Source organism: Streptomyces malaysiense (assembly GCF_000980885.2).
In the GTDB taxonomy this organism is placed as follows: domain Bacteria; phylum Actinomycetota; class Actinomycetes; order Streptomycetales; family Streptomycetaceae; genus Streptomyces; species Streptomyces malaysiense.
This window is the reverse complement of sequence record NZ_LBDA02000006.1, coordinates 235,631-256,237: the sequence shown is the minus strand read 5'-3', so window position 1 is coordinate 256,237 and position 20,607 is coordinate 235,631. Positions and strand designations below refer to the sequence as shown.

16 protein-coding genes and 1 pseudogene are annotated in these 20,607 nt (G+C 71.4%); 3 read left to right on the top strand and 14 right to left on the bottom strand.

Translation table 11 applies throughout. The features are described 5' to 3' along the window. Positions 1–104 precede the first annotated feature (104 nt). The 6 genes and pseudogenes from VT52_RS03480 to VT52_RS03455 all read right to left on the bottom strand — a co-directional run bounded on the left by VT52_RS03480 (position 105) and on the right by VT52_RS03455 (position 4,998). The gene (locus VT52_RS03480; RefSeq protein ID WP_046421102.1) at positions 105–635 is read right to left on the bottom strand and encodes a GNAT family N-acetyltransferase; all 531 of its coding nucleotides are present in this window, start codon (positions 633–635) and stop codon (positions 105–107) included. A 19-nt stretch (positions 636–654) separates the two neighbouring features. Then, positions 655–1,503 carry a GNAT family N-acetyltransferase gene (locus tag VT52_RS03475; RefSeq protein WP_046421101.1) on the bottom strand — a complete coding sequence of 283 codons (849 nt, stop codon included), beginning with the start codon at positions 1,501–1,503 and terminating at the stop codon, positions 655–657. Between the two features lie 106 nt (positions 1,504–1,609). After that, entirely contained in the window at positions 1,610–3,421 is a 1,812-nt protein-coding gene (locus tag VT52_RS38410) for an eCIS core domain-containing protein (protein ID WP_053055503.1), read from the bottom strand. An 81-nt stretch (positions 3,422–3,502) separates the two neighbouring features. Then, on the bottom strand, positions 3,503–3,919 hold the full coding sequence (locus VT52_RS03465; RefSeq protein WP_143070827.1) for a hypothetical protein: 417 nt from the start codon (positions 3,917–3,919) through the stop codon (positions 3,503–3,505). Further along, positions 3,916–4,173: a DUF397 domain-containing protein gene (locus tag VT52_RS03460; RefSeq protein WP_046421098.1), complete on the bottom strand. Its 258-nt coding sequence runs from the start codon at positions 4,171–4,173 to the stop codon at positions 3,916–3,918. Before VT52_RS03460 ends, VT52_RS03465 begins: the two co-directional genes overlap by 4 nt. Continuing rightward, positions 4,170–4,998: pseudogene (locus VT52_RS03455) on the bottom strand (helix-turn-helix domain-containing protein). Before VT52_RS03455 ends, VT52_RS03460 begins: the two are co-directional and overlap by 4 nt. Before the next feature lie 135 nt (positions 4,999–5,133). Here VT52_RS03455 and VT52_RS03450 point away from each other — a divergent pair. After that, positions 5,134–5,553 carry an ATP-binding protein gene (locus tag VT52_RS03450; RefSeq protein WP_240509630.1) on the top strand — a complete coding sequence of 140 codons (420 nt, stop codon included), beginning with the start codon at positions 5,134–5,136 and terminating at the stop codon, positions 5,551–5,553. 22 nt (positions 5,554–5,575) lie between these two features. Here VT52_RS03450 and ispG read toward each other — a convergent pair whose 3' ends face one another. The 3 genes from ispG to dxr all read right to left on the bottom strand — a co-directional run bounded on the left by ispG (position 5,576) and on the right by dxr (position 9,499). Continuing rightward, a complete protein-coding gene (gene ispG / locus VT52_RS03445; protein ID WP_046421095.1) occupies positions 5,576–6,733 on the bottom strand; it encodes a flavodoxin-dependent (E)-4-hydroxy-3-methylbut-2-enyl-diphosphate synthase in 1,158 nt (385 codons plus the stop codon). A 193-nt stretch (positions 6,734–6,926) separates the two neighbouring features. Then, positions 6,927–8,231: a M50 family metallopeptidase gene (locus VT52_RS03440; RefSeq protein WP_046421094.1), complete on the bottom strand. Its 1,305-nt coding sequence runs from the start codon at positions 8,229–8,231 to the stop codon at positions 6,927–6,929. After that, positions 8,228–9,499 (bottom strand): 1-deoxy-D-xylulose-5-phosphate reductoisomerase, encoded by a 1,272-nt coding sequence (dxr, locus tag VT52_RS03435; RefSeq protein ID WP_046421092.1) that lies wholly within the window; start codon positions 9,497–9,499, stop codon positions 8,228–8,230. The genes VT52_RS03440 and dxr overlap by 4 nt, the downstream gene beginning before the upstream one ends. A 154-nt stretch (positions 9,500–9,653) precedes the next feature. On the opposite strand from dxr, the gene VT52_RS03430 reads away from it, so the two are divergent. Further along, positions 9,654–10,112 (top strand): lamin tail domain-containing protein, encoded by a 459-nt coding sequence (locus VT52_RS03430; RefSeq protein ID WP_046421091.1) that lies wholly within the window; start codon positions 9,654–9,656, stop codon positions 10,110–10,112. Between the two features lie 10 nt (positions 10,113–10,122). Here VT52_RS03430 and VT52_RS03425 read toward each other — a convergent pair whose 3' ends face one another. From VT52_RS03425 to VT52_RS03405, 5 genes are all read right to left on the bottom strand, one after another. Further along, complete coding sequence (locus VT52_RS03425; protein WP_046421090.1) at positions 10,123–12,060, bottom strand: acyl-CoA dehydrogenase family protein; 1,938 nt, start codon at positions 12,058–12,060, stop codon at positions 10,123–10,125. A 345-nt stretch (positions 12,061–12,405) separates the two neighbouring features. Next, on the bottom strand, positions 12,406–12,837 hold the full coding sequence (locus VT52_RS03420) for a hypothetical protein (protein ID WP_053055502.1): 432 nt from the start codon (positions 12,835–12,837) through the stop codon (positions 12,406–12,408). Between the two features lie 709 nt (positions 12,838–13,546). Continuing rightward, positions 13,547–14,992, bottom strand: coding sequence for an aldehyde dehydrogenase family protein (locus VT52_RS03415; protein ID WP_046421088.1), 1,446 nt, complete (start codon positions 14,990–14,992; stop codon positions 13,547–13,549). Between the two features lie 138 nt (positions 14,993–15,130). Continuing rightward, a complete protein-coding gene (locus VT52_RS03410) occupies positions 15,131–16,726 on the bottom strand; it encodes a PucR family transcriptional regulator (protein ID WP_046421087.1) in 1,596 nt (531 codons plus the stop codon). A gap of 118 nt (positions 16,727–16,844) precedes the next feature. Continuing rightward, a complete protein-coding gene (locus VT52_RS03405; RefSeq protein ID WP_046421086.1) occupies positions 16,845–18,971 on the bottom strand; it encodes a hypothetical protein in 2,127 nt (708 codons plus the stop codon). Between the two features lie 247 nt (positions 18,972–19,218). On the opposite strand from VT52_RS03405, the gene gabT reads away from it, so the two are divergent. Next, entirely contained in the window at positions 19,219–20,553 is a 1,335-nt protein-coding gene (gabT, locus tag VT52_RS03400) for a 4-aminobutyrate--2-oxoglutarate transaminase (RefSeq protein WP_046421085.1), read from the top strand. The last annotated feature ends 54 nt before the right edge of the window (positions 20,554–20,607 follow it).

The following is a 20,607-nucleotide window of genomic DNA, read 5'->3' as shown; positions in this document are numbered from 1 at the left end:
TGCCAGGTGGGGGTGCCCCCGATCGAGCGCAGCCGAGAATGGGGGACGGTGATGGCATAGGAGGTTAGCCGGGCTTGCCGGGCGGGCGGAAATCGGTTAACGCCCTATCGCCTGCGCAGCGGCAGCGGAGCCCCCATGACGGCGTAGGGCCGCGGCGCGCTCGGGAAGTGGACGCGGCGGGCGAGGTCGACGTAGCCCAGGGAGTGGTAGAGGCCGCGGGCCGGGCTGTCGGTGTCGATCGCCGAGAGGATCGAGCGGGGTTCGGCGGCCGAGTCGGTGATCCGGGTGATCAGCCGGCGGCCGATGCCGCGGTTCTGGTGGTCCGGGTGCACATGCAGCTCGGTGATCACGAAGGCGTCGTCCAGCCAGGCCTCGTTGCCGGCCGCGCGCAGGTACGGCTCGACGACCGTCGACCACCAGTGGGTGCGGGAGTTGGGCATGCCGTAGACGAAGCCGACGAGGAGCCCGCCCGCGGTCGCGCCGAGGGCCCGCGCGCCGGGGAACTGCATATGGCGCTGGACGATCTGGCGCCGTACGGCCACTTCGTCCGGGCCGAGGCCGAACGCCACCGCTTGGACCGCCAGGGCCTCGTCCACGCGGGCCGACAGGTCCAGAGGGCCGATCGCTAGATCCATGCCGGGAGCGTATCGGGGTTCAGAACAGCACACTCATGAAGGCGCCGATCTCCTGGAAGCCGATCCTGCGGTAGGTGCGGCGCGCCGCGGTGTTGAAGTCGTTGACGTACAGGCTGACCACGGGGGCCACGTCGGCCAGGGCGTAGCGCAGGACCGCCGCCATGGCCGGGGCGGCGAGGCCCCTGCCCCGGTGCTCGGGGGCCACCCACACCCCCTGGATCTGGCAGGCCTGGGAGGTCGCCGCGCCGATCTCGGCCTTGAAGACGACCTTGCCGTCCTTGTCCAGGCGGGCGAAGGAACGGCCGGAGCCGACGAGTTCGGCGACCCGGGCCTGGTAGAGCAGGCCGCCGTCGCCGCCCAGCGGGGAGACCCCGACCTCCTCGGTGAACATCGCCACGCACGCCGGCATGATCGTCTCCATCTCGTCCTTGCGGACGCGGCGGACGTAGGGGTCCGGGGCGATGTCGTCGGGCATCCGGTCGGTGACCATCAGCGGCTGCTGGGACCTGACCTCACGGGCCGGGCCCCAGTGGGGCTCCAGCAGCCGCCACAGCGCGGAGGTGGCGTCGGCGGGGCCGACGATGGAGGAGCAGCGGCGGCCGGCCCGCCGGGCGCGGTCCGCGAAGCCGCGTACGGCGCGCTCGGTGGCGCAGATCGGGACCAGGTTGGCGCCCGCGTAGCACAGGGACGTGAGCATGCCGTCCTCGTACCAGCCCCACATCTCGCCGCCGAGGCGCCAGGGGTCGAGCCCGGCGATCTGGACGCGCGCGGTCACGAAGGCGTTCGCGACCGGCTCGCGGTCCAGGACGGCGAGCGCGGCGTCGAGGTCGCTCGGATCGAGCACCCGTGAGGTGGTCTGGGTCAACAAGTGCGGGGGCCTCACCCTGGGGTTTGTGCTGGTCTAGGCACTATAGCCGCGCGGGCTTGACCGTGTGCCGTCCAGCTCGGGGGCCGGGATCCCCTCGGGGGCGCCGCTAGGCGTTGATCTGCCGGTCCTGCTGGTACGACTGCTGGGCCCATCCCGCGATCTTGCGCAGCTCGGCCTTGAGGCCGTCCCAGGTCTTCATCGAGTCCCCGATCAGGCGGATCTCCATCGGGATCACGTTCGCGCCCTCGACCCCGTGCGGGGGGATCTCGTTCATCCCTCCGAACACCCGCTGCTGGGACACCGCCGGTGCGCCGCCCAGCGCCGACTGCGCGTAGGTTTCCAGGGACACCGGATCGAGACCCGGAAGCGCGCGCTCGGCGTTGTCGTAGAACGTGGCCTGCCGCCCGGTCGCCGTCGTCTCGTGGAAGGCGGACAGCCGCTCGATGATGTCGTCGCAGTTCGCCGCCAGGTAGGCCCTGATCGCGGGGTCGAGCAGCTGGTAGGCGTCGCCCAGCTGCGAGCGGGAGAGGAACAGGGTCCAGTTCTTGATCTGGCCCTGCGGCAGGGCGAAGCTGTTGCCCTGCCCCTGTGCGACGGCGACGTAGTCCGCCATGGCGGCGACCTGCGTGTAGACGAGCTGGAGGTAGCCGTCGAGCGCCGTGGTGTCGGTCGTCGACTGGGTGGCCTGCGCGAATCGCGCCGCCTCCGCCGCCGCGAACGGCCGGGCCTGCGCCAGCCGGTGCTGGGCGTCCGGGAGCACGGGGGGCCGGCCCTGGTCCGTCCGCTGCTGCGCGTCGGCCCGGTAGAGGTCGAAGAACGCCGGCATGCCGGCCAGCGGCACGCCGACGGAGTAGTGGACGAACAGGCCGTCGCCCATGCCCGGTTGACCGGCGGTCTCGGTGTAGCCCTCGCTGCTGAGGGTCACGCCCCTGGCCAGCAGCCGCAGGTCCAGCTTCAGCGCCGACAGACGGGTTCCCTCGGTCGCCTCGTAGAACCCGTCGCTCACCCGCCTGATCTCGTCGGCGATCCGCTCCAGTTCCTCGGGTCCCGCGTCCGCCTGCGTGCCCACCACCTGCACGGCGCCGGTGACGAACTCGATGTTGGAGTAGTCCCCGCCGCCGGCCAGGCCCCGCGAGTCCGAGACGACCTTGAAGTCCGCCCTCTTGCTCTGCGCGATGTCGGTGTCGCCGGGGAGCTTCTCGCCCTTCTGCGACTTGACCCGCTTGTCCCGCTCCGCCTCGAACCCCATCATGCGCTGGACCGGCTGCCCGGCAGCGCCGCCGGCGGCGGAGGACGCGTCGGGGGCCGCCGCCCGCTCGCCCACCGGCCGGGACATCACCCGGGTGGCGACCTGCTCCGCCTCGCGCTCGAACCGGTCCGACGGATGCGACACGGAGAGCCCTTGCCCGTTGTCGGTGCCCGCCACCGGGCCGCTGCGCTGCTGGACGACGTGGACCAGCTCGTGGGCGAGCGTATGCCGGTCCTCGCCCCCCTCGCCGACGACCACGTGATTGCCCGAGGTGTAGGCGCGCGCGCCGATCTCCTGCGCCGACCGCCCCGCCGCCGGACCGGTGTGGATGCGGACGTCGGAGAAGTCCGCGCCGAGCCTCGCCTCCATGTCCGCCCTGGTCGCACCGTCCAGCGGGCGCCCCGGCGAACGCAGCACCTCGTGCACGGCCGACCGCTGGACGGGGCGCTCCTCGGCATCGGCCGGGTCCTCGCGGTCGGGCCGGTGGCCCAGCATCCTGACCACGGCGGCATTACCGACGGCGCGCTGCAGCGCCAGCAGTGCCGCCGGTGCGGCGGCCCTCGCCGGGTCCGCCGGCCGGGCCGCCCGCCCGGCGGACTCCTGCGCGTTCCTGCCTTCCGGTTCGCGGTGGGCGTGCATGATCAGCTCCTGCCGTTCGAGGCCGCACACGGGTGTCGCACCACGTACCTATCCCGGCCGCCCCCGCCCGCACCAGGCCGCCGAGGGCAAACCCGAGGGCAGGCTCTGCGGCTATCGCGGCTTCGGCGTCCAGTTCTCCGGTACGAGTGGTGCGGGCATCAGGTACGCGGCGAAGGCGATCTGGCACAGGACCTGGAACACCAGCGGCTCGGGCGCGCCCGCCCCCACGAGAGGCCACGCGAAGAACACCATCGGGAAGGCCAGCGCGGCCCGGAACGTGGTGACGTCCATCTGCGTGTGAGCCGGACCCGCGAGGAGAGCGAGGAGCAGCGTCGGCCCGCCGACGATGACGAACATGCCCGAGCCGAGCCCGGTGTCCTCGGTGAACGAGTAGTCCCCGCGCAGGGTGAGGCCGATGACCACCCATGTCACGGCGTACAGGACCACATACGTCAGGACGAGTCGCGCGATCCGCTCCAGCACCCGGCGCACGCCGGGACCGGCCGAGGGCGGATACCGGCGACTCAACCCTGCACCAGCCCCAGGAACGCCTGCCAGGCGGCGGTCGGCACGGCGAGGGTGGGGGCGGTGGCGGGGTTCTGCTTGGAGTCGCGGATATGGATGGTGGCGGGGCAGGTGGCGATCTCGACGCATTCGCCGCCACTGCCAGTGCTGTAGCTGGACTTGTGCCAGGGGAGGGCGACTTCGAGGCATTCGCCGCCATCGCCACTGCTGTAGCTGCTCTTGAACCATGTCAGGTTCGACGGCTTCTCGACGGTCATGTCTCTCCCAGCAACTTCTCTACGAATGCCAGGGACTCGCGTGGAGTCAGGGCCTGGGCCCGCAAGAGACCGTACTGCTCCTCCACTTCCCTGACCGTCGCGCGGTCGGTGAAGAGGCGACTGGCCTTGTAGGCGGGTACATAGGCGATCCTGCGTCCTTTCGCCGTCTCGATCAAGGTGAATGGACCGTTGAGGGTGGCGTGCTCCTCGCTGTCATTTGGCATGACCCGAATCTCCACGTTACGCCGCTGGCCGTCCAGCAGGATCTGCTCCAACTGGCCACGCCAGAAGGTCAGTCCACCCAGTCGCCTGCACAGGACCGACTCCTCCATCACGAAGGTCACGGTGGGCGCTGGTTGACGCGCGAAGATCTCCTGGCGGGCCAGTCGTGGTCACTCGCTGCTCGATCGTCTCCGTACTCAGCGGCGGCCGCCACATCGTGAACACCGCCCGCGCGTAGTCCTCCGTCTGCAAAAGACCCGGCACTGCCTGCACGGCGAACACGTGCAACGCGACGGCCTGTTTCTCCAGCGCCGCCGCATCCCGGAAGAACGCCGGATACTGCGCCCTCTCCATGTCCTCGACGAAGTCGACCAGCAACCCGCCCGCGTCGAGCACCTCGTCCGCCTGCCGGATGAACTTCGTGTTCGGGATGCGCCTGCCCACCTCGTACGAGGTGATGGTCGCGGCCGAGTAGCCGGTGCGGCGGCCCAACTCGGCGCGTTCCATGCCCGCTTGGACCCGCAGCCGCTTCAGTACCCGCCCGAAGACGAGCGGAATGCCGGAGCCCGGCGCCTCCTGGTCTTCCTGTGCTTCCTCGCTCATGTACACCCCCAATGCCGTCGCGCCGCCCTCGGTCACGGTGCGCTCGTGTACAGCGGCACCTCGCCCTTGTACAACGCCTGGTGGTCCTGGTGCGGCCGCTGTTCAACGCTACTGAGCGTGCGGGACCGTAACCGCGTGAAATCAGAAATCTCCACCCAGGAATTCGCCATGCGCTTCACCTCCACCCCGCGCGGCGCACGGCTCGCCCGGCGGCTGGTCTCGCTGCGGCTGGACGAGTGGGAGCATCCGTACGACGGCGGTGCCAACGAGAGCGTGACGCTGATCGCGGCCGAGTTCGCCGCCAACGCCGTTCGGCACGGGCGCGTCCCCGGGCGGGACTTCCGTCTCCGGCTCACCGGGGACGACGACGTCCTGCGCGTGGAGGTCTCGGACACCCTGGCCGAGCGGCTGCCCGAGCCCCGGGTGCCGTGCGGGGAGTCCGGGCGGGGGCTGGTGCTGGTCGAGGCGCTCGCCGACAAGTGGGGGGTGGCGCCCCGGCGGCCCGGCAAGACCGTCTGGGCGGAGGTACGGCTGAGTCCCGCCACCGGGCGGTGACGGGACTCGTGAAGTCGTACGGTCAGCCCGCGACCGAGATGGACGGCTCGCCCGACTCGACGCCCTCGTCCTGCATCTTCTCGGCCAGCTTCATGGCCTCCTCGATGAGGGTCTCGACGATCTTGGACTCGGGGACGGTCTTGATGACCTCGCCCTTGACGAAGATCTGGCCCTTGCCGTTGCCGGAGGCGACGCCCAGGTCGGCCTCGCGGGCCTCGCCGGGGCCGTTGACGACGCAGCCCATGACGGCGACGCGGAGCGGGACGTCCATGCCGGTGAGGCCCGCGGTGACCTCTTCGGCGAGCTTGTAGACGTCGACCTGGGCGCGGCCGCAGGAGGGGCAGGAGACGATCTCCAGGCCGCGCTGGCGCAGGTTCAGGGACTCCAGGATCTGGGTGCCGACCTTGACCTCCTCCACCGGGGGAGCCGAGAGGGAGACACGGATGGTGTCGCCGATGCCCTCGGAGAGCAGGGCGCCGAAGGCGACGGCCGACTTGATGGTGCCCTGGAAGGCGGGGCCGGCCTCGGTGACACCGAGGTGGAGGGGGTAGTCGCACTGCGCGGCCAGCTGGCGGTATGCCTCGATCATCACGACCGGGTCGTTGTGCTTGACCGAGATCTTGATGTCGCGGAAGTCGTGCTCCTCGAAGAGGGACGCCTCCCACAGGGCGCTCTCGACCAGGGCCTCGGGGGTGGCCTTGCCGTACTTCTGGAGCAGGCGGCGGTCCAGCGAGCCCGCGTTCACGCCGATGCGGATCGGGGTGCCGTGCTCCTTGGCGGCCTGGGCGATCTCCTTGACCTGGTCGTCGAACTTCTTGATGTTGCCCGGGTTCACCCGGACCGCGGCGCAGCCGGCCTCGATGGCGGCGAAGACGTACTTGGGCTGGAAGTGGATGTCCGCGATCACCGGGATCTGCGACTTGCGCGCGATGGTGGGCAGCGCGTCGGCGTCGTCCTGGGTGGGGCAGGCCACGCGGACGATCTGGCAGCCGGACGCGGTCAGCTCGGCGATCTGCTGGAGGGTGGCACCGATGTCGGACGTACGGGTCGTCGTCATCGACTGGACCGAGACGGGCGCGTCTCCGCCGACCGGCACGGTTCCGACCTGGATCTGCCGGCTCTTGCGGCGCTCGGCGAGCTTGGTCGGAACGGACGGCATGCCGAGAGAAATCGCAGTCATCTGCTGTGCAACCCCAAGTCGTGGATCAAGATCCGGCCCCGTGCTACGGCGGGCTCCGGCATCCGAGATTACGGCACCGGCGCGTGCGCGGGCACATCCCACCCGGGAAACCCCCTCATTGGGGGGCGGCCGGACGCCGCACGGGAAGCGGCCCGGAACCCCAGGGTCCCGGGCCGCCGTGAACGCCGGACGGCTAGGAGATCTTCACCGGGTTCACCACGTCCGCGATGAGCACCAGGACGGTGAAGCAGACGAAGATCCCGGCGACCACGTAGGCCACCGGCATCAGCTTGGCCACGTCGAACGGGCCCGGGTCCGGGCGGCGCAGCACCCGGGCCAGGTTGCGCCGCAGCGCCTCCCACAGGGCGCCGGCGATGTGGCCGCCGTCGAGCGGGAGCAGCGGGAGCATGTTGAACAGGAACAGCGAGAGGTTGAACCCGGCGAGCAGCATCACGAACATCGCCACCTGCTGGGAGGCGGGGATGTCCAGGGTGGCGATGTCGCCGGTGATGCGGGCGGCGCCGACGATGCCCATCGGCGAGTCCGGCTGGCGCGGGGCGTTGTCGAACGCGGCGTCCCACAGGGCCGGGATCTTGCCGGGCAGGGCGGCGAGGGAGTCGACGGCGTCGCCGACCCGGTCGCTCATCCAGGTCACCGAGTCGCCGAAGCCCTGCTTCTGCACGCCGGTGGCGGAGCTGAAGCCGAGGAAGCCGGCCTTCACGTACTTGCCCTGCACGTAGGTGCCGCTGGAGTCCTTCTGCGCGACCAGGTTGGTGGCGATCTTCGCGTGCAGGGTGAGCTGCCTGCCGTCGCGCTCGACGACGATCGGCACGTCCTTGCCCGCGCTGACGCGGATCAGGTCCGAAAGGGTGTTCCAGTCCTTGGTGGGCTTGCCGGCGAAGGAGACGATCTTGTCCCGCTTCTGGATGCCGGCGGCCTGGGCCGGGGAGGCCGGGTCGGACTTCTTGCAGGTGTCGCGGTTCTCGCTCTGCGCGATGACGCAGGGCGAGACGGAGGCGACGGTGGTGGTCTGCTGCTGGATGCCGAAGCCCATGAGCACCGTGAAGAACAGGGCGATGGCGAGCACCAGGTTCATGAACGGGCCCGCGAACATGACGATGACGCGCTTCCACGGCTTGCGCGTGTAGAACATGCGCGTCTCGTCGCCGGGCTGGAGCTCCTCGTATGCCGCCGAGCGGGCGTCCTCGATCATCCCGCGCCACGGTGAGGTGGAACGGGCGGAGATCCGGCCCGCGTCGTCCGGCGGGAACATGCCGATCATGCGGATGTAGCCGCCGAGCGGGATCGCCTTGATGCCGTACTCGGTGTCGCCCTTCTTGCGCGACCACACGGTGGGGCCGAAGCCGACCATGTACTGCGGGACGCGGATGCCGAAGAGTTTGGCCGTCGACAGGTGCCCCAGCTCGTGCCACGCGATCGAGACGAGCAGACCGAACGCGAAGACCACTATGCCGAGGATGAACATCAAGGTCGTCATGCACGCGCCTCCGCGGTCGCCGTCTTGGCTGTGATCTCACGGGCCCGGGTCCGCGCCCAGGTCTCCGCTTCGAGGACGTCCGACACCGTGAGTGAAGTTCCCGTTCCCGGCGTGCCGTGTTCCTCGACGACCCGGGTGACGGTCTCCATGATCCCGTTGAAGGGCAGTGCGCCGTTCAGGAAGGCCTCGACGCACTCCTCGTTGGCGGCATTGAACACCGCCGGTGCCGTCCCCGCGAGCTGTCCGACGTGCCGGGCCAGGTTCACCGAGGGGAAGGCCTCGTCGTCCAGCGGGAAGAACTCCCAGGTGGACGCCTTGCTCCAGTCGAAGGCGGGCGCGGCGTCCGGAACCCGTTCGGGCCAGCCGAGACCGATGGCGATCGGGCCCCGCATGTCGGGCGGCGTGGCCTGGGCGATCGTCGAGCCGTCGGTGAACTCGACCATCGAGTGGACGTACGACTGCGGGTGCACGACCACCTCGATGCGGTCGAACGGGATGTCGTACAGCAGGTGCGCCTCGATGACCTCCAGGCCCTTGTTGACCAGGGTCGCGGAGTTGACGGTGATCACCGGCCCCATCGCCCAGGTGGGGTGGGCGAGGGCGTCCTGGACGGTCACGTCCGCGAGGTCCGCCCTGGTGCGGCCGCGGAAGGGGCCGCCGGAGGCGGTGACGACCAGCTTGCGCACATCGGCGCGGGTGCCGGCGGCGAGGGCCTGGAAGAGGGCGGCGTGCTCGGAGTCGACCGGGATGATCTGGCCGGGCTCGGCCAGCGCGGTGACCAGCGGGCCGCCGACGATCAGCGACTCCTTGTTGGCGAGCGCGAGGGTGCGGCCCGCCTCCAGGGCGGCGAGGGTGGGCGCGAGACCGATGGACCCGGTGATGCCGTTCAGCACGGTGTGGCAGTCGGAGGCGGCCAGCTCGGTGGCCGCCCGCGGTCCGGCGAGGATCTCGGGCAGCGGCTCGCCTGGGCCGTACGCGGCGGCGAGCGCCTCGCGCAGGGCCGGTACGACGTCCTCGCGGGCGACCGAGACGGTGCGCACCCGCAGCCGGTGCGCCTGCTCGGCGAGGAGGGCGACCCGGCCGCCGTTGGCGGACAGCGCGGTGACGCGGAAGCGGTCGGGATTGCGCAGCACGAGGTCGATGGCCTGGGTGCCGATGGATCCGGTGGAGCCGAGGACCACCACGTCCTTGGGGCCGTCGCCCGCGGGGGGGTCGTAGACGAGGTGGGGGTCGGCGAGGGGTGCCGGACGGGCAGGGCTGTCGGTCATCCCCCCATTGTGGCCGCTGGTGGTGGCGGTCAGGACAGGGTGTCCCCCCAAGAGGGCCAAACGTGAAGTAGGCGTGAAGATCGTGTGATAACACTTCAGTCTGCGCTTCGGCGCCCACGCATTTCGCGGACGACATCCTTGGGGGGATCTCTCCATGCGGACCATACGGCTGCGCGCCGCCCTGCCCGCCCTCGCCGGCGCGGCCCTGCTCACCGGCACCCTGCTCGACGTCCCGGCCGAGGCCGCCGGGGGTGTGAAGATCCACCACGTCTGGTTCGACAGCCCCGGCCCGGACAACCGCTCGAACAAGAGCTTGAACGGGGAGTGGGTGCAGATCAGGAACACCGGCGGCTCGGCGGTCTCGCTCAAGGGGTGGGTGCTGAAGGACGCCTCGAACCACCGGTACGTCTTCCCGAACGTCAAGATCGGTGCCGGGAAGTACATGAAGATCCACACCGGGTCCGGCAAGGACACCGCGTCGGACAAGTACCAGGGCCGCCGCGCCTACGTCTGGAACAACGACAAGGACACGGCCACGCTGACGAAGGCGAGCGGCGCCAAGGTCTGGTCCTGCTCCTGGACGACGCGGGACCCGAGCGACAAGTACTGCTGACCGGGCACCGCTAACCGCCGTACGGGCGGCGGGCGTTGGCCTGCGTGGCCGGCCCGGGGGTCGCGTCGGCGATCCACGGACCGTCCTCCGACGGGTCCACGATGCCCTCCTCCAGCCAGGTGTAGGCGCCGCCGAGGACGCCCTCGACGACCTTGCGGTCGAGGGCGTCGGTGTTGGTCCACAGCCGCCCGAACAGCTCCTCCACGCGGACGCGGGCCTGGCGGCAGAAGGCGTCGGCGAGCTGGTACGCCTCCCGGCCGTGCTCGTCGCGGGTGCGCAGCCGTTCGGCCCGTACGCAGGCCGCGCTCATCGCGAACAGCTCCGCGCCGATGTCCACGATCCGGCCGAGGAAGCCCTGCTTGGTCTCCATCCGGCCCTGCCAGCGGGACATGCCGTAGAAGGTGGCGCGCGCCAGCCTGCGGGCGGTGCGCTCGACGTACCGCAGATGGGTGGACAGGTCGACACCGTGCCGGAACTCGCCGTACGAAGACGGCAGTTGACCGGGCCCCGCGACCAGCTTCGGCAGCCACCTGGCGTAGAAGACTCCGGCCTGCGCACCCGCTTTCGCCTTCTCCGGCAGGGACTTGGCCGGATCGATGAGGTCGCCGGCGACGGAGAGATGGGCGTCCACCGCCTCGCGGGCGATCAGCAGGTGCATGATCTCCGTGGAGCCCTCGAAGATCCGGTTGATGCGAAGGTCGCGCAGCATCTGCTCGGCGGGTACGGCCCGTTCGCCGCGTGCCTTGAGGGACGCGGCGGTCTCGTAGCCGCGCCCGCCCCGGACCTGGACCAGCTCGTCGGCCATCTTCCAGGCCATCTCGGAACCGTAGAGCTTGGCCAGGGCGGCCTCGATGCGGATGTCGTTGCGGTCCTCGTCGGCCATCTGGGACGACAGGTCGAGCACCGCCTCCAGGGCGAAGGTGGTCGCCGCGATGAAGCTGATCTTGGCGCCGACGGCTTCGTGCAGCGCGACGGGCTTGCCCCACTGCTCGCGCTCCGCAGACCACTCACGGGCGATTTTCAGACACCATTTGCCGGCGCCGGCGCACATCGCGGGCAGTGAGAGCCGGCCGGTGTTGAGGGTGGTGAGCGCGATCTTCAGACCGGCGCCCTCGGGCCCGATCCGGTGCGCGGCCGGTACCCGCACCCGGTGGAAGCGCGTCACGCCGTTCTCGATGCCGCGCAGTCCCATGAACGCGTTGCGGTGCTCGACGGTGACGCCCTCGGACGTGGCCTCCACGACGAACGCGGTGATGCCGCCCTTGTGCCCCTCCGACTTCGGCACCCGCGCCATGACGACCAGCAGATCGGCGACGACGCCGTTGGTGGTCCACAGCTTCACCCCGTCGAGGACGTACCCGTCCCCCTGCGGCACGGCCGTGGTCGCGAGCCGTGCCGGGTCCGATCCGACATCGGGCTCGGTGAGCAGGAAGGCGGAGATGTCGGTGCGCGCGCAACGCGGCAGAAAGGCGTCCTTCTGCTCCTGGGTGCCGAACATCTTCAGCGGCTGGGGCACGCCGATCGACTGGTGCGCGGAGAGCAGGGCGCCGACCGCGGGGCTCACGGAGCCGACGAGGGCGAGGGCCTTGTTGTAGTACAGCTGGCTGAGGCCCAGACCGCCGTACTTCGGGTCGATCTTCATCCCGAGGGCGCCGAGTTCCTTCAGGCCCGCCACGACCTCGTCGGGTATGCGGGCCTCACGCTCGATGCGGGCGGAGTCGATCTCCGTCTCGCAGAAGGCCCGCAGCTTGGCCAGGAACTCCTCACCACGCCGTACGGACTCTTCGTCGGGCATCGGATGCGGATGCACCAGATCGAGCCGGAACCGCCCGAGGAACAGCTCCTTGGCGAAGCTGGGCTTGTGCCAGTCCTGCTCCCGCGCGGCCTCCGCGACCTGGCGGGCCTCACGCTCGGTGACGGTGCTGCGATTCTCGGTGGGGGCGGACATGGGATCACCTCGCCGCGAGGAGGGACCGACCGGGGCCGTTCGCTACCGACCGGTGCTACTGGCTCGTTGGTACCTGAATCGGACGCGGGGCGCCACCCCTGGCGCGGGCCCTTGAGCCAATCGGGTGTCGGGCGGCGCGCCTCCCGACGAGGGGCCCGCGGGACCGCCTCGTCCGCCGGGCCCCGCCCCGGGCTCGGCCGGCCGGCACCAGCCCGAGATCACCAGGCTTCACGGTCACCCTGCGCACCCGACCGACCGGCCTGGACCTCACGCGCGGGTGATCAGCGAGACGGGCCGTGCCATCGGATCTGCGTCCGGTGGCACGGCCCACCTCCCCTCCACCGATCAGTAGTTGCGCCCCGGAGCGGATTCGGACTGCGGGGCGGCCATGGGCTGCGGAGCACCCATCGGCTGGGGAGCACCCACGGGCTGCGGGGCGGCCATCGGCTGCGGAGCGCCCATCGGCTGCGGAGCACCCATCGGCTGGCGGGGGGCCGTCGCCTTCCGGCGCGAGAGCGACCGGAAGAAGTTGATGATGATCATGACGGGCAGGATGAACGCCTTGAAGAACACGATGTACGTGCCACCGTGGAAGATGAACCCGAGGTAGATGCCGTAGCCCATGAACCCGACACCGGCAATCATGCTGAAAGCCCGCCAACCCTTGCTGAGGCCATTGGAGTTGATGGCACCCAGGATCAACATCGCGGCACCACTGATGAAGAGCAGCACGACGTACCAGGAAAAGAGGGGCTCAGCACTGAAGTCGAGGTTCACGAAAATCCCTTGAAGAATGCGGACGGCCGGTGAATGCGGACGGCGCACACTACCCAGGCCGCACACAGTCACGCCACGGGCTTATGAACGGGAGATCCGGCACGCCCGAGCCGCCCTCTCGGCGAATCCGCCCCTCAAAACGGGGCGAAGTACCGTATGGAGCAGCCGAATCCATCTCCACGGAAACCTCCGGCACATCCCCGGGCCCACAACCGGTGATCCAATCGTTTCCCGTTCGTGGCCTGTTCGGCTTCAAATCCCGCACAGGAGGCCCCGGCCCGTCGCACGCGAGGATCCGCCACGTCACATCGGCCTTGCCGACCACGCCGAAGGCACATTCCCCGAGATCGGCGCCGGCCCCTTCCAATTGCTTCCGGTCCACCCCGGAGGAATTGACGTCTCTCGCGGACCCCGGCATGTCGATAAGTGCGTCGCGGTGATCACCGGCACCGGACGTCGCCCCCGGTCAGTTCACGCGACCGGTCGCACCCGGCGCGGTGGGCGAACTGTGGACGACGCGCTGTTCGGCCACATCCGTCTCCGAATCCCGGTGGACACGGAGAACGGCCGCAGCCCCCGCACAGTGGGCTGCGGCCGTTCCGTTCCGACCTGTCCGTGGCGGGCCGGATCCCAGGGGATCGTGCCTCGGCAGATCAGCTCTGGCGGACCTGTCCGGCGGACCGGTTCCGCCGGGCGGGTCCGGGGCGGGTCAGAGCGCGAGCCCGGTCAGGACCAGGACGCGCTCGTAGGTGTAGTCCTCCATCGCGGAGCGGACGCCCTCGCGGCCGACGCCGGACTGCTTGGCACCGCCGTAGGGCATCTGGTCGGCGCGGTAGGACGGGACGTCGCCGATCACCACGCCGCCGACCTCGAGGGCGCGGTGGGCGCGGAAGGCGGCCTGGAGGTCGTGGGTGAACACGCCCGCCTGGAGGCCGTACTTGGAGTCGTTGACCGCGGCGAAGGCCTCGGCCTCGCCGTTGACCTTCTGCACGCTCAGGACCGGTCCGAAGACCTCCTCGCGGGCGAGGGTGACGTCCGCGGGGAGGTCGGTGACCACGGTCGGCGCGTACGAGGCGCCGTCACGGTCGCCGCCGGTGAGCAGCGAGGCACCGGCCTCCACGGCCTCCTTGACCCAGGACTCCACGCGCTTGGCGGCGTCCTCGCTGACCAGCGGGCCGACATCGGTCCTGGGATCGTCCGGGTCGCCGGTCACCTGGGCCTCGACGGCGGCCACGATGCGCGGCAGCAGGCGGTCGTACACCGGGGCGTCCACGATCACGCGCTGCACGGAGATGCAGGACTGGCCGCCCTGGTAGTTGGAGAAGGTCGCGATGCGGTTCGCGGCCCAGTCCAGGTCGGCGTCCGAGGCGAAGTCGCCGAGGACGACGGCCGCGCCGTTGCCGCCCAGTTCCAGGGTGCAGTGCTTGCGCGGCACCGAGTCCATGATCGCGTAGCCGACCTTCTCGGAACCCGTGAAGGAGATGACCGGCAGGCGCTCGTCCTGGACCAGGGCGGGCATCTTGTCGTTGGCGACCGGCAGGATCGACCAGGAGCCGGCCGGCAGCTCGGTCTCGGCCAGCAGCTCGCCGATGACCAGGCCGGACAGCGGGGTGGCCGGGGCCGGCTTGAGGATGATCGGGGCGCCGGCCGCGATCGCCGGGGCGACCTTGTGGGCGCACAGGTTCAGCGGGAAGTTGAACGGCGCGATGCCGAGCACGACGCCCTTCGGGAAGCGCCGGACGAGCGCGAGCCGGCCCTCGCCGCCGCCGTCGGTGTCGAGGCGCTGGGCCTCGCCGCCGTTGAACCGGCGGGCCTCCTCGGCGGCCCAGCGGAACACCGAGGCGGCGCGGCCGACCTCGCCGCGGGCCCACTTGATGGGCTTGCCGTTCTCGGCGGAGATCAGCCGGCCGATCTCCTCGGTGCGCTCGGTCAGGCGCTTGGCCACGTGGTCGAGGGCGGCGGCCCGTACGTGCGCGGGGGTGGCGGCGAACTCGTCGCGGGCGGCGTACGCGGCGGCCACGGCCTCCTCCACCTGGGCGTCGGTCGGCACGCTGACGGTGCCGACGAGCCGGCCGTCCCACGAAGAGGTGACGTCGAAGGTGGTGTCGCCGGTGGCCTGGCGGCCGGCGAGCCAGAAGGCGTGGGTGGAAGTCATGTGCGATTCCCGGCCTTTCCGCGTTTGGGGGCGTCCTTGGCTTTCGTGCTCCACGGTAGGGCGGCCGGGGCCGGGGGTCGCTTGTCCGTGCCGTAGCAGTACGGGCCGCGGCCACTACTGATTGGACTACTGGCTCGCCTACTGGTCGGTCGAGGTGGCCTTCAGCGCGAGCCACAGCTCCATGCGCACGTCGGGGTCGTCCAGCGAGCGCCCGAGGATCTCCTCGACCCGGCGCATCCGGTACCGCAGGGTGTGCCGGTGCACCCCCAGGTCGGCGGCGGCCGCGTCCCACTGCCCGTGCCGGGAGAGCCAGGCGCGCAGCGAGGCGACCAGGTCACCGCGGCCGGTGGCGTCGTGCGCGTACAGCGGTCTCAGCAGCCCGTCGGCGAACGCCTTCACCGCGTCGTCGGCGAGCAGCGGCAGCACGGATCCGGCGGCCAGCCGCTCGTGCTCGACCAGGACCCGCCCCCGGCGCCGGGCCACCGACAGCGCCTGCTCGGCCTGCTTGTAGGCGGCCGCGGCGGCGATCGGACCGGTCGGGGCGGACAGTCCCACGACGAGCTCGTCCTCGTCCGCGCCCGTGTGCTCGGCGTTCGTGCGGGCGGCCTCCAGCGCGGCGGCCCAGCCGGTGCAGGCGGCCACCGCCGCGCCGCCGTCCGCGGCCAGTACCACGAGCCGCTCGCCCTCCGGCACCACCAGGACCGCCTCGCCGGAGCGCGCGGCGGCGGCCTCCAGGGCTTCGGCGAGGGTGCCGAGCCGGTCGCCGCCGGCCGTGGCCGCCCGCGCGGCGGGCACCGACTCGGCGACGATCATCCGGAACGGGGCGTCCAGCAGCCCGCCGTACAGGTCGCCGGCCACGGCGCGGGCGTGGTCGGGTTCCCCGGCGAGCAGCATGCGCAGGACGGCGGTGCCGATGCGCTGCTCGGCGGCGTGCAGGGAGCGGGAGCGCTCGGTGGTGAGGGTGAGCAGGGCGATGGCGGAATGCACGGCGTACCGCTCGGCGGTGCCGGGGGCGGCGGCGGTGCCGACGGCGAGGGCGGCGCGGGGGCGGCGGCCGGTGCCGAGGGAGTGCAGCTCGACGCGGTCCTCGTGCTCGGGGCCGCCGACCACGGAGGAGGCGGGTGCGGGCCGCTCCCTGAGTCTTTCCACCTCGCCGGTGAGGCGGGCGGCGCGGCGGCCGGCCCAGTCGGGGGCGGCGGCGACGACGGTGCCGGAGGCGTCGTACAGCGCGGCCCATCCGTCGAGCTGGGCGGCGAGGGCGGTGAGCAGTCCCTCGGGGCCGGAGTTCAGGGTTTGCTTGGTCAGCTCGCGCTGGGCGGCGAAGCCTGCCGTGACGGCGCGGTACTGGTCGGCGGCGATGGCGGCGGAGACGGCCTTGCTGATGGCGAGGAAGGGGGTGCGGCGGGGCACTTCGAGCAGCGGCAGCGGCTCGTCCGCGCAGGCGTCGACGAGGGCTCCCGGGATCTCCTCGTAGTTCACCCCGACGGCGAACCCGAGCCCGACGACGCCGGCGCCCGCGAGGCGCCGCACGTACCGGCGCATGGCCTCCGGGTCCTCCGCGTCCAGCTTGAGCGCGGTGATCAGGAGCAGTTCGCCGCCCTCCATGTACGGCACGGGGTCGGCCAGCTCGCTGACGTGCGCCCAGCGCACGGGCACGTCGAGGTGGTCGGCACCGGCCCGGACGGTCAGCTTCAGCGCCGAGTGGTGGACGAGTGAGGCGAGCGTCGGGGGCATGTTGCCTTCACGGTGACGGAGATCTGTCTTGGCCGCCACGTACCAACGGCCTCCCCCGATTCTGCCTCACCGTACGACCCCCCGCTGGCCGCTTCACCCCCTCCGGCCCGGCGGCCGCTCACGCCCGCAGATCCACCAGCAACGGCGGCGCGTGCTCCCCCCGCACACTGGTCAACGACAACACGGCATGCCCGGCCGGAACCCCGTGCGCGAGCTCGGAGGCCGACCAGCGCTCGCGTTCCACTTGACGGACGGTGACGGCGCGAGCGGTGGGCGCCTTGCCGGTGATGACCCGGCGCACCATGTGGACGGCCTTGCCGGCCGGGGTCTCAGCGATGATCTGCCGGTCGGTGACGTCCCGGGTCTCGGTCCACTCCTTGCCCCACACCTCGGCGAAATCCTGCCCGTCCCAGGGGGTGAGCCCGGACAGCGCCATCCGGCAGCCGACGGTCCCGAGCAGCGGACCGCGCAGCGGCCGGGGCGCGTCGTCCAGGGTGCGCAGGGTGAGCACCGCGCCGGCGTTCGCCGACCGCAGCCGCTGGATGCCGCGCACGGCCTCCGGGGTGATGACACCGGTGGCGTCGTCCAGGATCAGACAGGCGAACAGCGACCGGTCCTCGCGGACGGCCACGGTGGCCGTGAACTGGGCGAGCACCAGCCGCGCCAGGATCCGGGAGGCGTCGGCGTGGCCCCGCTGGGGCAGGTCGACCCGCACCCGGACCGGATGGTCGAGTGCCTTGAGCGAGAAGGGCCGAGTGCTCCCGGAGGTGTCGAAGAAGGAGGCGAAGGCGGGCCGGTCGAGCAGGGCGATCCGGTCGGCGAGCACGCTGCCGACATCGCCGGGGTGGGCCATCTGCCTTTCCCTGGCGTCCAGTTCGCGTAGCAGCGACTCGTGACTGGTGCCCGTCAGCGCCTTACGCAGGGCGTTCAGCGGGCCGGGTCCACCGTCGAGGAGACCCCGCAGTTCGGGCACGGAGGGGAACCGGCCGTGGACGGCGCGGAAGGGGCCGAGCAACTGGGCGAGGACGGTGGTGGAACGGCGGCTGTCGCTGCCCGGATGCGGGTCGGCCAGGTCGCCGGCGAGGGCCTCGGCCAGTATGACGGCGGCTTCGTCGGGGTCGGTCGTGCCGCCGTACAGGTCGAGGTCGTACACGGAGTCCGGCTGGCCGATGCGGATCACGACGTCGTACGACTCCGCCGGGCCGAGTCCCGCGCCGGCCGCGCCGACCACCACGACCGAGGCGCGGCCCGCGAGGGCGTGCAAGCACAGCGACTCGGCGAGTGGCCGGACCAGGGTGCCGGTCTTACCGGAGCCGGCCGGGCCGACGGCCAGCAAGGAGGTACCGAGCAGGTCGGGGCCGAGGCCCAGGCCGGTGCCGCGGTAGTGGTACGGGTTGCGGGGGTCGTCGGCGGTGGCGCCGAGCCGGACCTGGCCGGTGACCAGGTCGTGCCTGGCCTGCCGGACGGGCAGATCACGCCGGCCGGAGGGGTGCGGGCAGGCGGCGGAGCCGTCCTTCACCACGGCTCCGGTGAACGTGGCCAGACTGTGCCGCCCCGACCGCACCCCCTGCCAGGCCCGGTCGATCCGTGCATGGTCCACGTCCCCCATCAGCCCGGCCTTCGCCTCCCTCGCCAGCCGCTCGGCCGCCTCCTGCGCCCCGGCGGCACGGAGGTGGTAGAACTCGGCGGGGTCTTCTTCGGGGGCGGGCGGGCGCTCGCTCACCGGCAGCGCGGTCCGCCAGGCCGGCGGACCGTACCGGCGCCAGACCTCGCCCCAGCGGCCGAGCCGGCCGACGACGACCAGGAGGAGGACGACGATGAGGACGGAGTAGCCGTCCCACAGGAGTGCCTGCGCGACCGCGCTGTCACTGTTCTGCCAGGAATCCGGGGCGAGCAGGCGGACCGGCAGCACCCACCAGCCGCCGAGATAGCCGTGCGACAGCAGGGACCACATCAGCCAGGCCACGAGGAACGCGATCAGCGCACCGCCGATCAGCTGGTGGCCGGGGGTCCGCTCGGACTCCTGTCGCGGGCGGCTCCGGTGGCCGAAGCGCCAAATTCCCGGCGCGGCCTCGGGACGGGAGGTGCGCAGCCAGGTCAGGAAGGCCGTGCCGTCGGGCCTCGGCGGGGCACTCGGTGGTACCGCCGGACGAGGTGGTACCCCCCCTTGTTCCGGTGGGCGGGTCGGGTGGGGTAGTGGGCCGGGTTGGGTTCCGCGAGTGTTGCGGGTTTCGTCGTTGTGCATCCGCCCTGCCCCCTGACCAGCCGATCCGTCCACCGTCAGCGAGCAATCTAGTGCCTGGGGAGGGGAGTTCGGGGGTTGCGGCGCCGGAGGGGGCGCCCGGGGGTCCGGACGGTCGTACGCTCGCTATGTCCACCGCGGACAACCGCGGTGGCGCACAACGCCCACATGGAGCATGCCCACCTCCCCGCACCCGTCTTAGCCTGCGAGAAAAGAAGGCAAGCGTCCGTAATACCCCCAGGAGCCCCGCATGACCGCACTTCCGCAGGAGCGCCGCGTCGTCACCGCCATCCCCGGCCCGAAGTCGCAGGAGCTTCAGGCCCGCCGTACCGCCGTGGTCGCCCAGGGCGTGGGCTCCACGCTGCCGGTCTTCGTCACGCGCGCCGGCGGCGGTGTCATCGAGGACGTGGACGGCAACAGCCTGATCGACTTCGGCTCCGGTATCGCCGTGACCAGCGTCGGCGCCTCCGCCGAGGCCGTCGTACGCCGGGCCTCCGCCCAGCTCGCGGACTTCACCCACACCTGTTTCATGGTCACCCCGTACGAGGGCTACGTGGCCGTCGCCGAGGCGCTGGCCGAGCTGACACCGGGTGACCACGCCAAGAAGTCCGCGCTGTTCAACTCCGGCGCCGAGGCCGTCGAGAACGCCGTGAAGATCGCGCGTGCGTACACCAAGCGGCAGGCCGTCGTCGTGTTCGACCACGGGTACCACGGGCGCACCAACCTCACCATGGCGCTGACGGCGAAGAACATGCCCTACAAGCACGGCTTCGGCCCGTTCGCGCCCGAGGTCTACCGCGTCCCGGTCGCCTACGGCTACCGCTGGCCGACCGGTGCGGAGAACGCCGGCCCCGAGGCCGCCAAGCAGGCCATCGACCAGATCAGCAAGCAGGTCGGCGCGGACAACGTGGCCGCGATCATCATCGAGCCGGTGCTCGGCGAGGGCGGCTTCATCGAGCCGGCCAAGGGCTTCCTGCCCGCCGTCCGCCAGTTCGCCGCCGACAACGGGATCGTCTTCGTCGCGGACGAGATCCAGAGCGGCTTCTGCCGGACCGGGCAGTGGTTCGCGTGCGAGGACGAGGGCATCGTCCCGGACCTGATCACCACCGCCAAGGGCATCGCCGGCGGCCTCCCGCTCGCCGCGGTGACCGGCCGCGCCGAGATCATGGACGCCGCACACGCCGGCGGCCTGGGCGGTACGTACGGCGGCAACCCCGTCGCCTGCGCCGGTGCGCTCGGTGCCATCGAGACCATGAAGGAGCTCGACCTCAACGGCAGGGCCAAGCGCATCGAGGAGGTCATGAAGGGCCGGCTCGCCGCCATGGCCGAGAAGTTCGACATCATCGGCGAGGTCCGTGGCCGCGGTGCGATGATCGCCATCGAGCTGGTCAAGGACCGCGCCACCAAGGAGCCGAACCCGGAGGCCACCGCCGCGCTGGCCAAGGCCTGCCACGCCGAGGGCGTGCTGGTCCTGACCTGCGGCACCTACGGCAACGTGGTGCGTTTCCTGCCTCCGCTGGTCATCGGCGAGGACCTGCTGAACGAGGGTCTGGACGTCCTCGAGCAGGCCCTGGCCCGCATCTGAGGCTCGGGAATCCGGCTGCGGCAGGCCGTGTGAAGAAGGTGTGCGGGGTGCATG

Coding starts and splice junctions, on each gene's coding strand:
- VT52_RS03480 (WP_046421102.1), bottom strand. CDS start 635: ATGGATCTAGCGATCGGCCCTCTGGACCTGTCGGCCCGCGTGGACGAG.
- VT52_RS03460 (WP_046421098.1), bottom strand. CDS start 4,173: ATGACCGTCGAGAAGCCGTCGAACCTGACATGGTTCAAGAGCAGCTAC.
- ispG (WP_046421095.1), bottom strand. CDS start 6,733: ATGACTGCGATTTCTCTCGGCATGCCGTCCGTTCCGACCAAGCTCGCC.
- VT52_RS03440 (WP_046421094.1), bottom strand. CDS start 8,231: ATGACGACCTTGATGTTCATCCTCGGCATAGTGGTCTTCGCGTTCGGT.
- dxr (WP_046421092.1), bottom strand. CDS start 9,499: ATGACCGACAGCCCTGCCCGTCCGGCACCCCTCGCCGACCCCCACCTC.
- VT52_RS03430 (WP_046421091.1), top strand. CDS start 9,654: ATGCGGACCATACGGCTGCGCGCCGCCCTGCCCGCCCTCGCCGGCGCG.
- VT52_RS03425 (WP_046421090.1), bottom strand. CDS start 12,060: ATGTCCGCCCCCACCGAGAATCGCAGCACCGTCACCGAGCGTGAGGCC.
- VT52_RS03415 (WP_046421088.1), bottom strand. CDS start 14,992: ATGACTTCCACCCACGCCTTCTGGCTCGCCGGCCGCCAGGCCACCGGC.
- VT52_RS03410 (WP_046421087.1), bottom strand. CDS start 16,726: ATGCCCCCGACGCTCGCCTCACTCGTCCACCACTCGGCGCTGAAGCTG.
- VT52_RS03405 (WP_046421086.1), bottom strand. CDS start 18,971: ATGCACAACGACGAAACCCGCAACACTCGCGGAACCCAACCCGGCCCA.
- gabT (WP_046421085.1), top strand. CDS start 19,219: ATGACCGCACTTCCGCAGGAGCGCCGCGTCGTCACCGCCATCCCCGGC.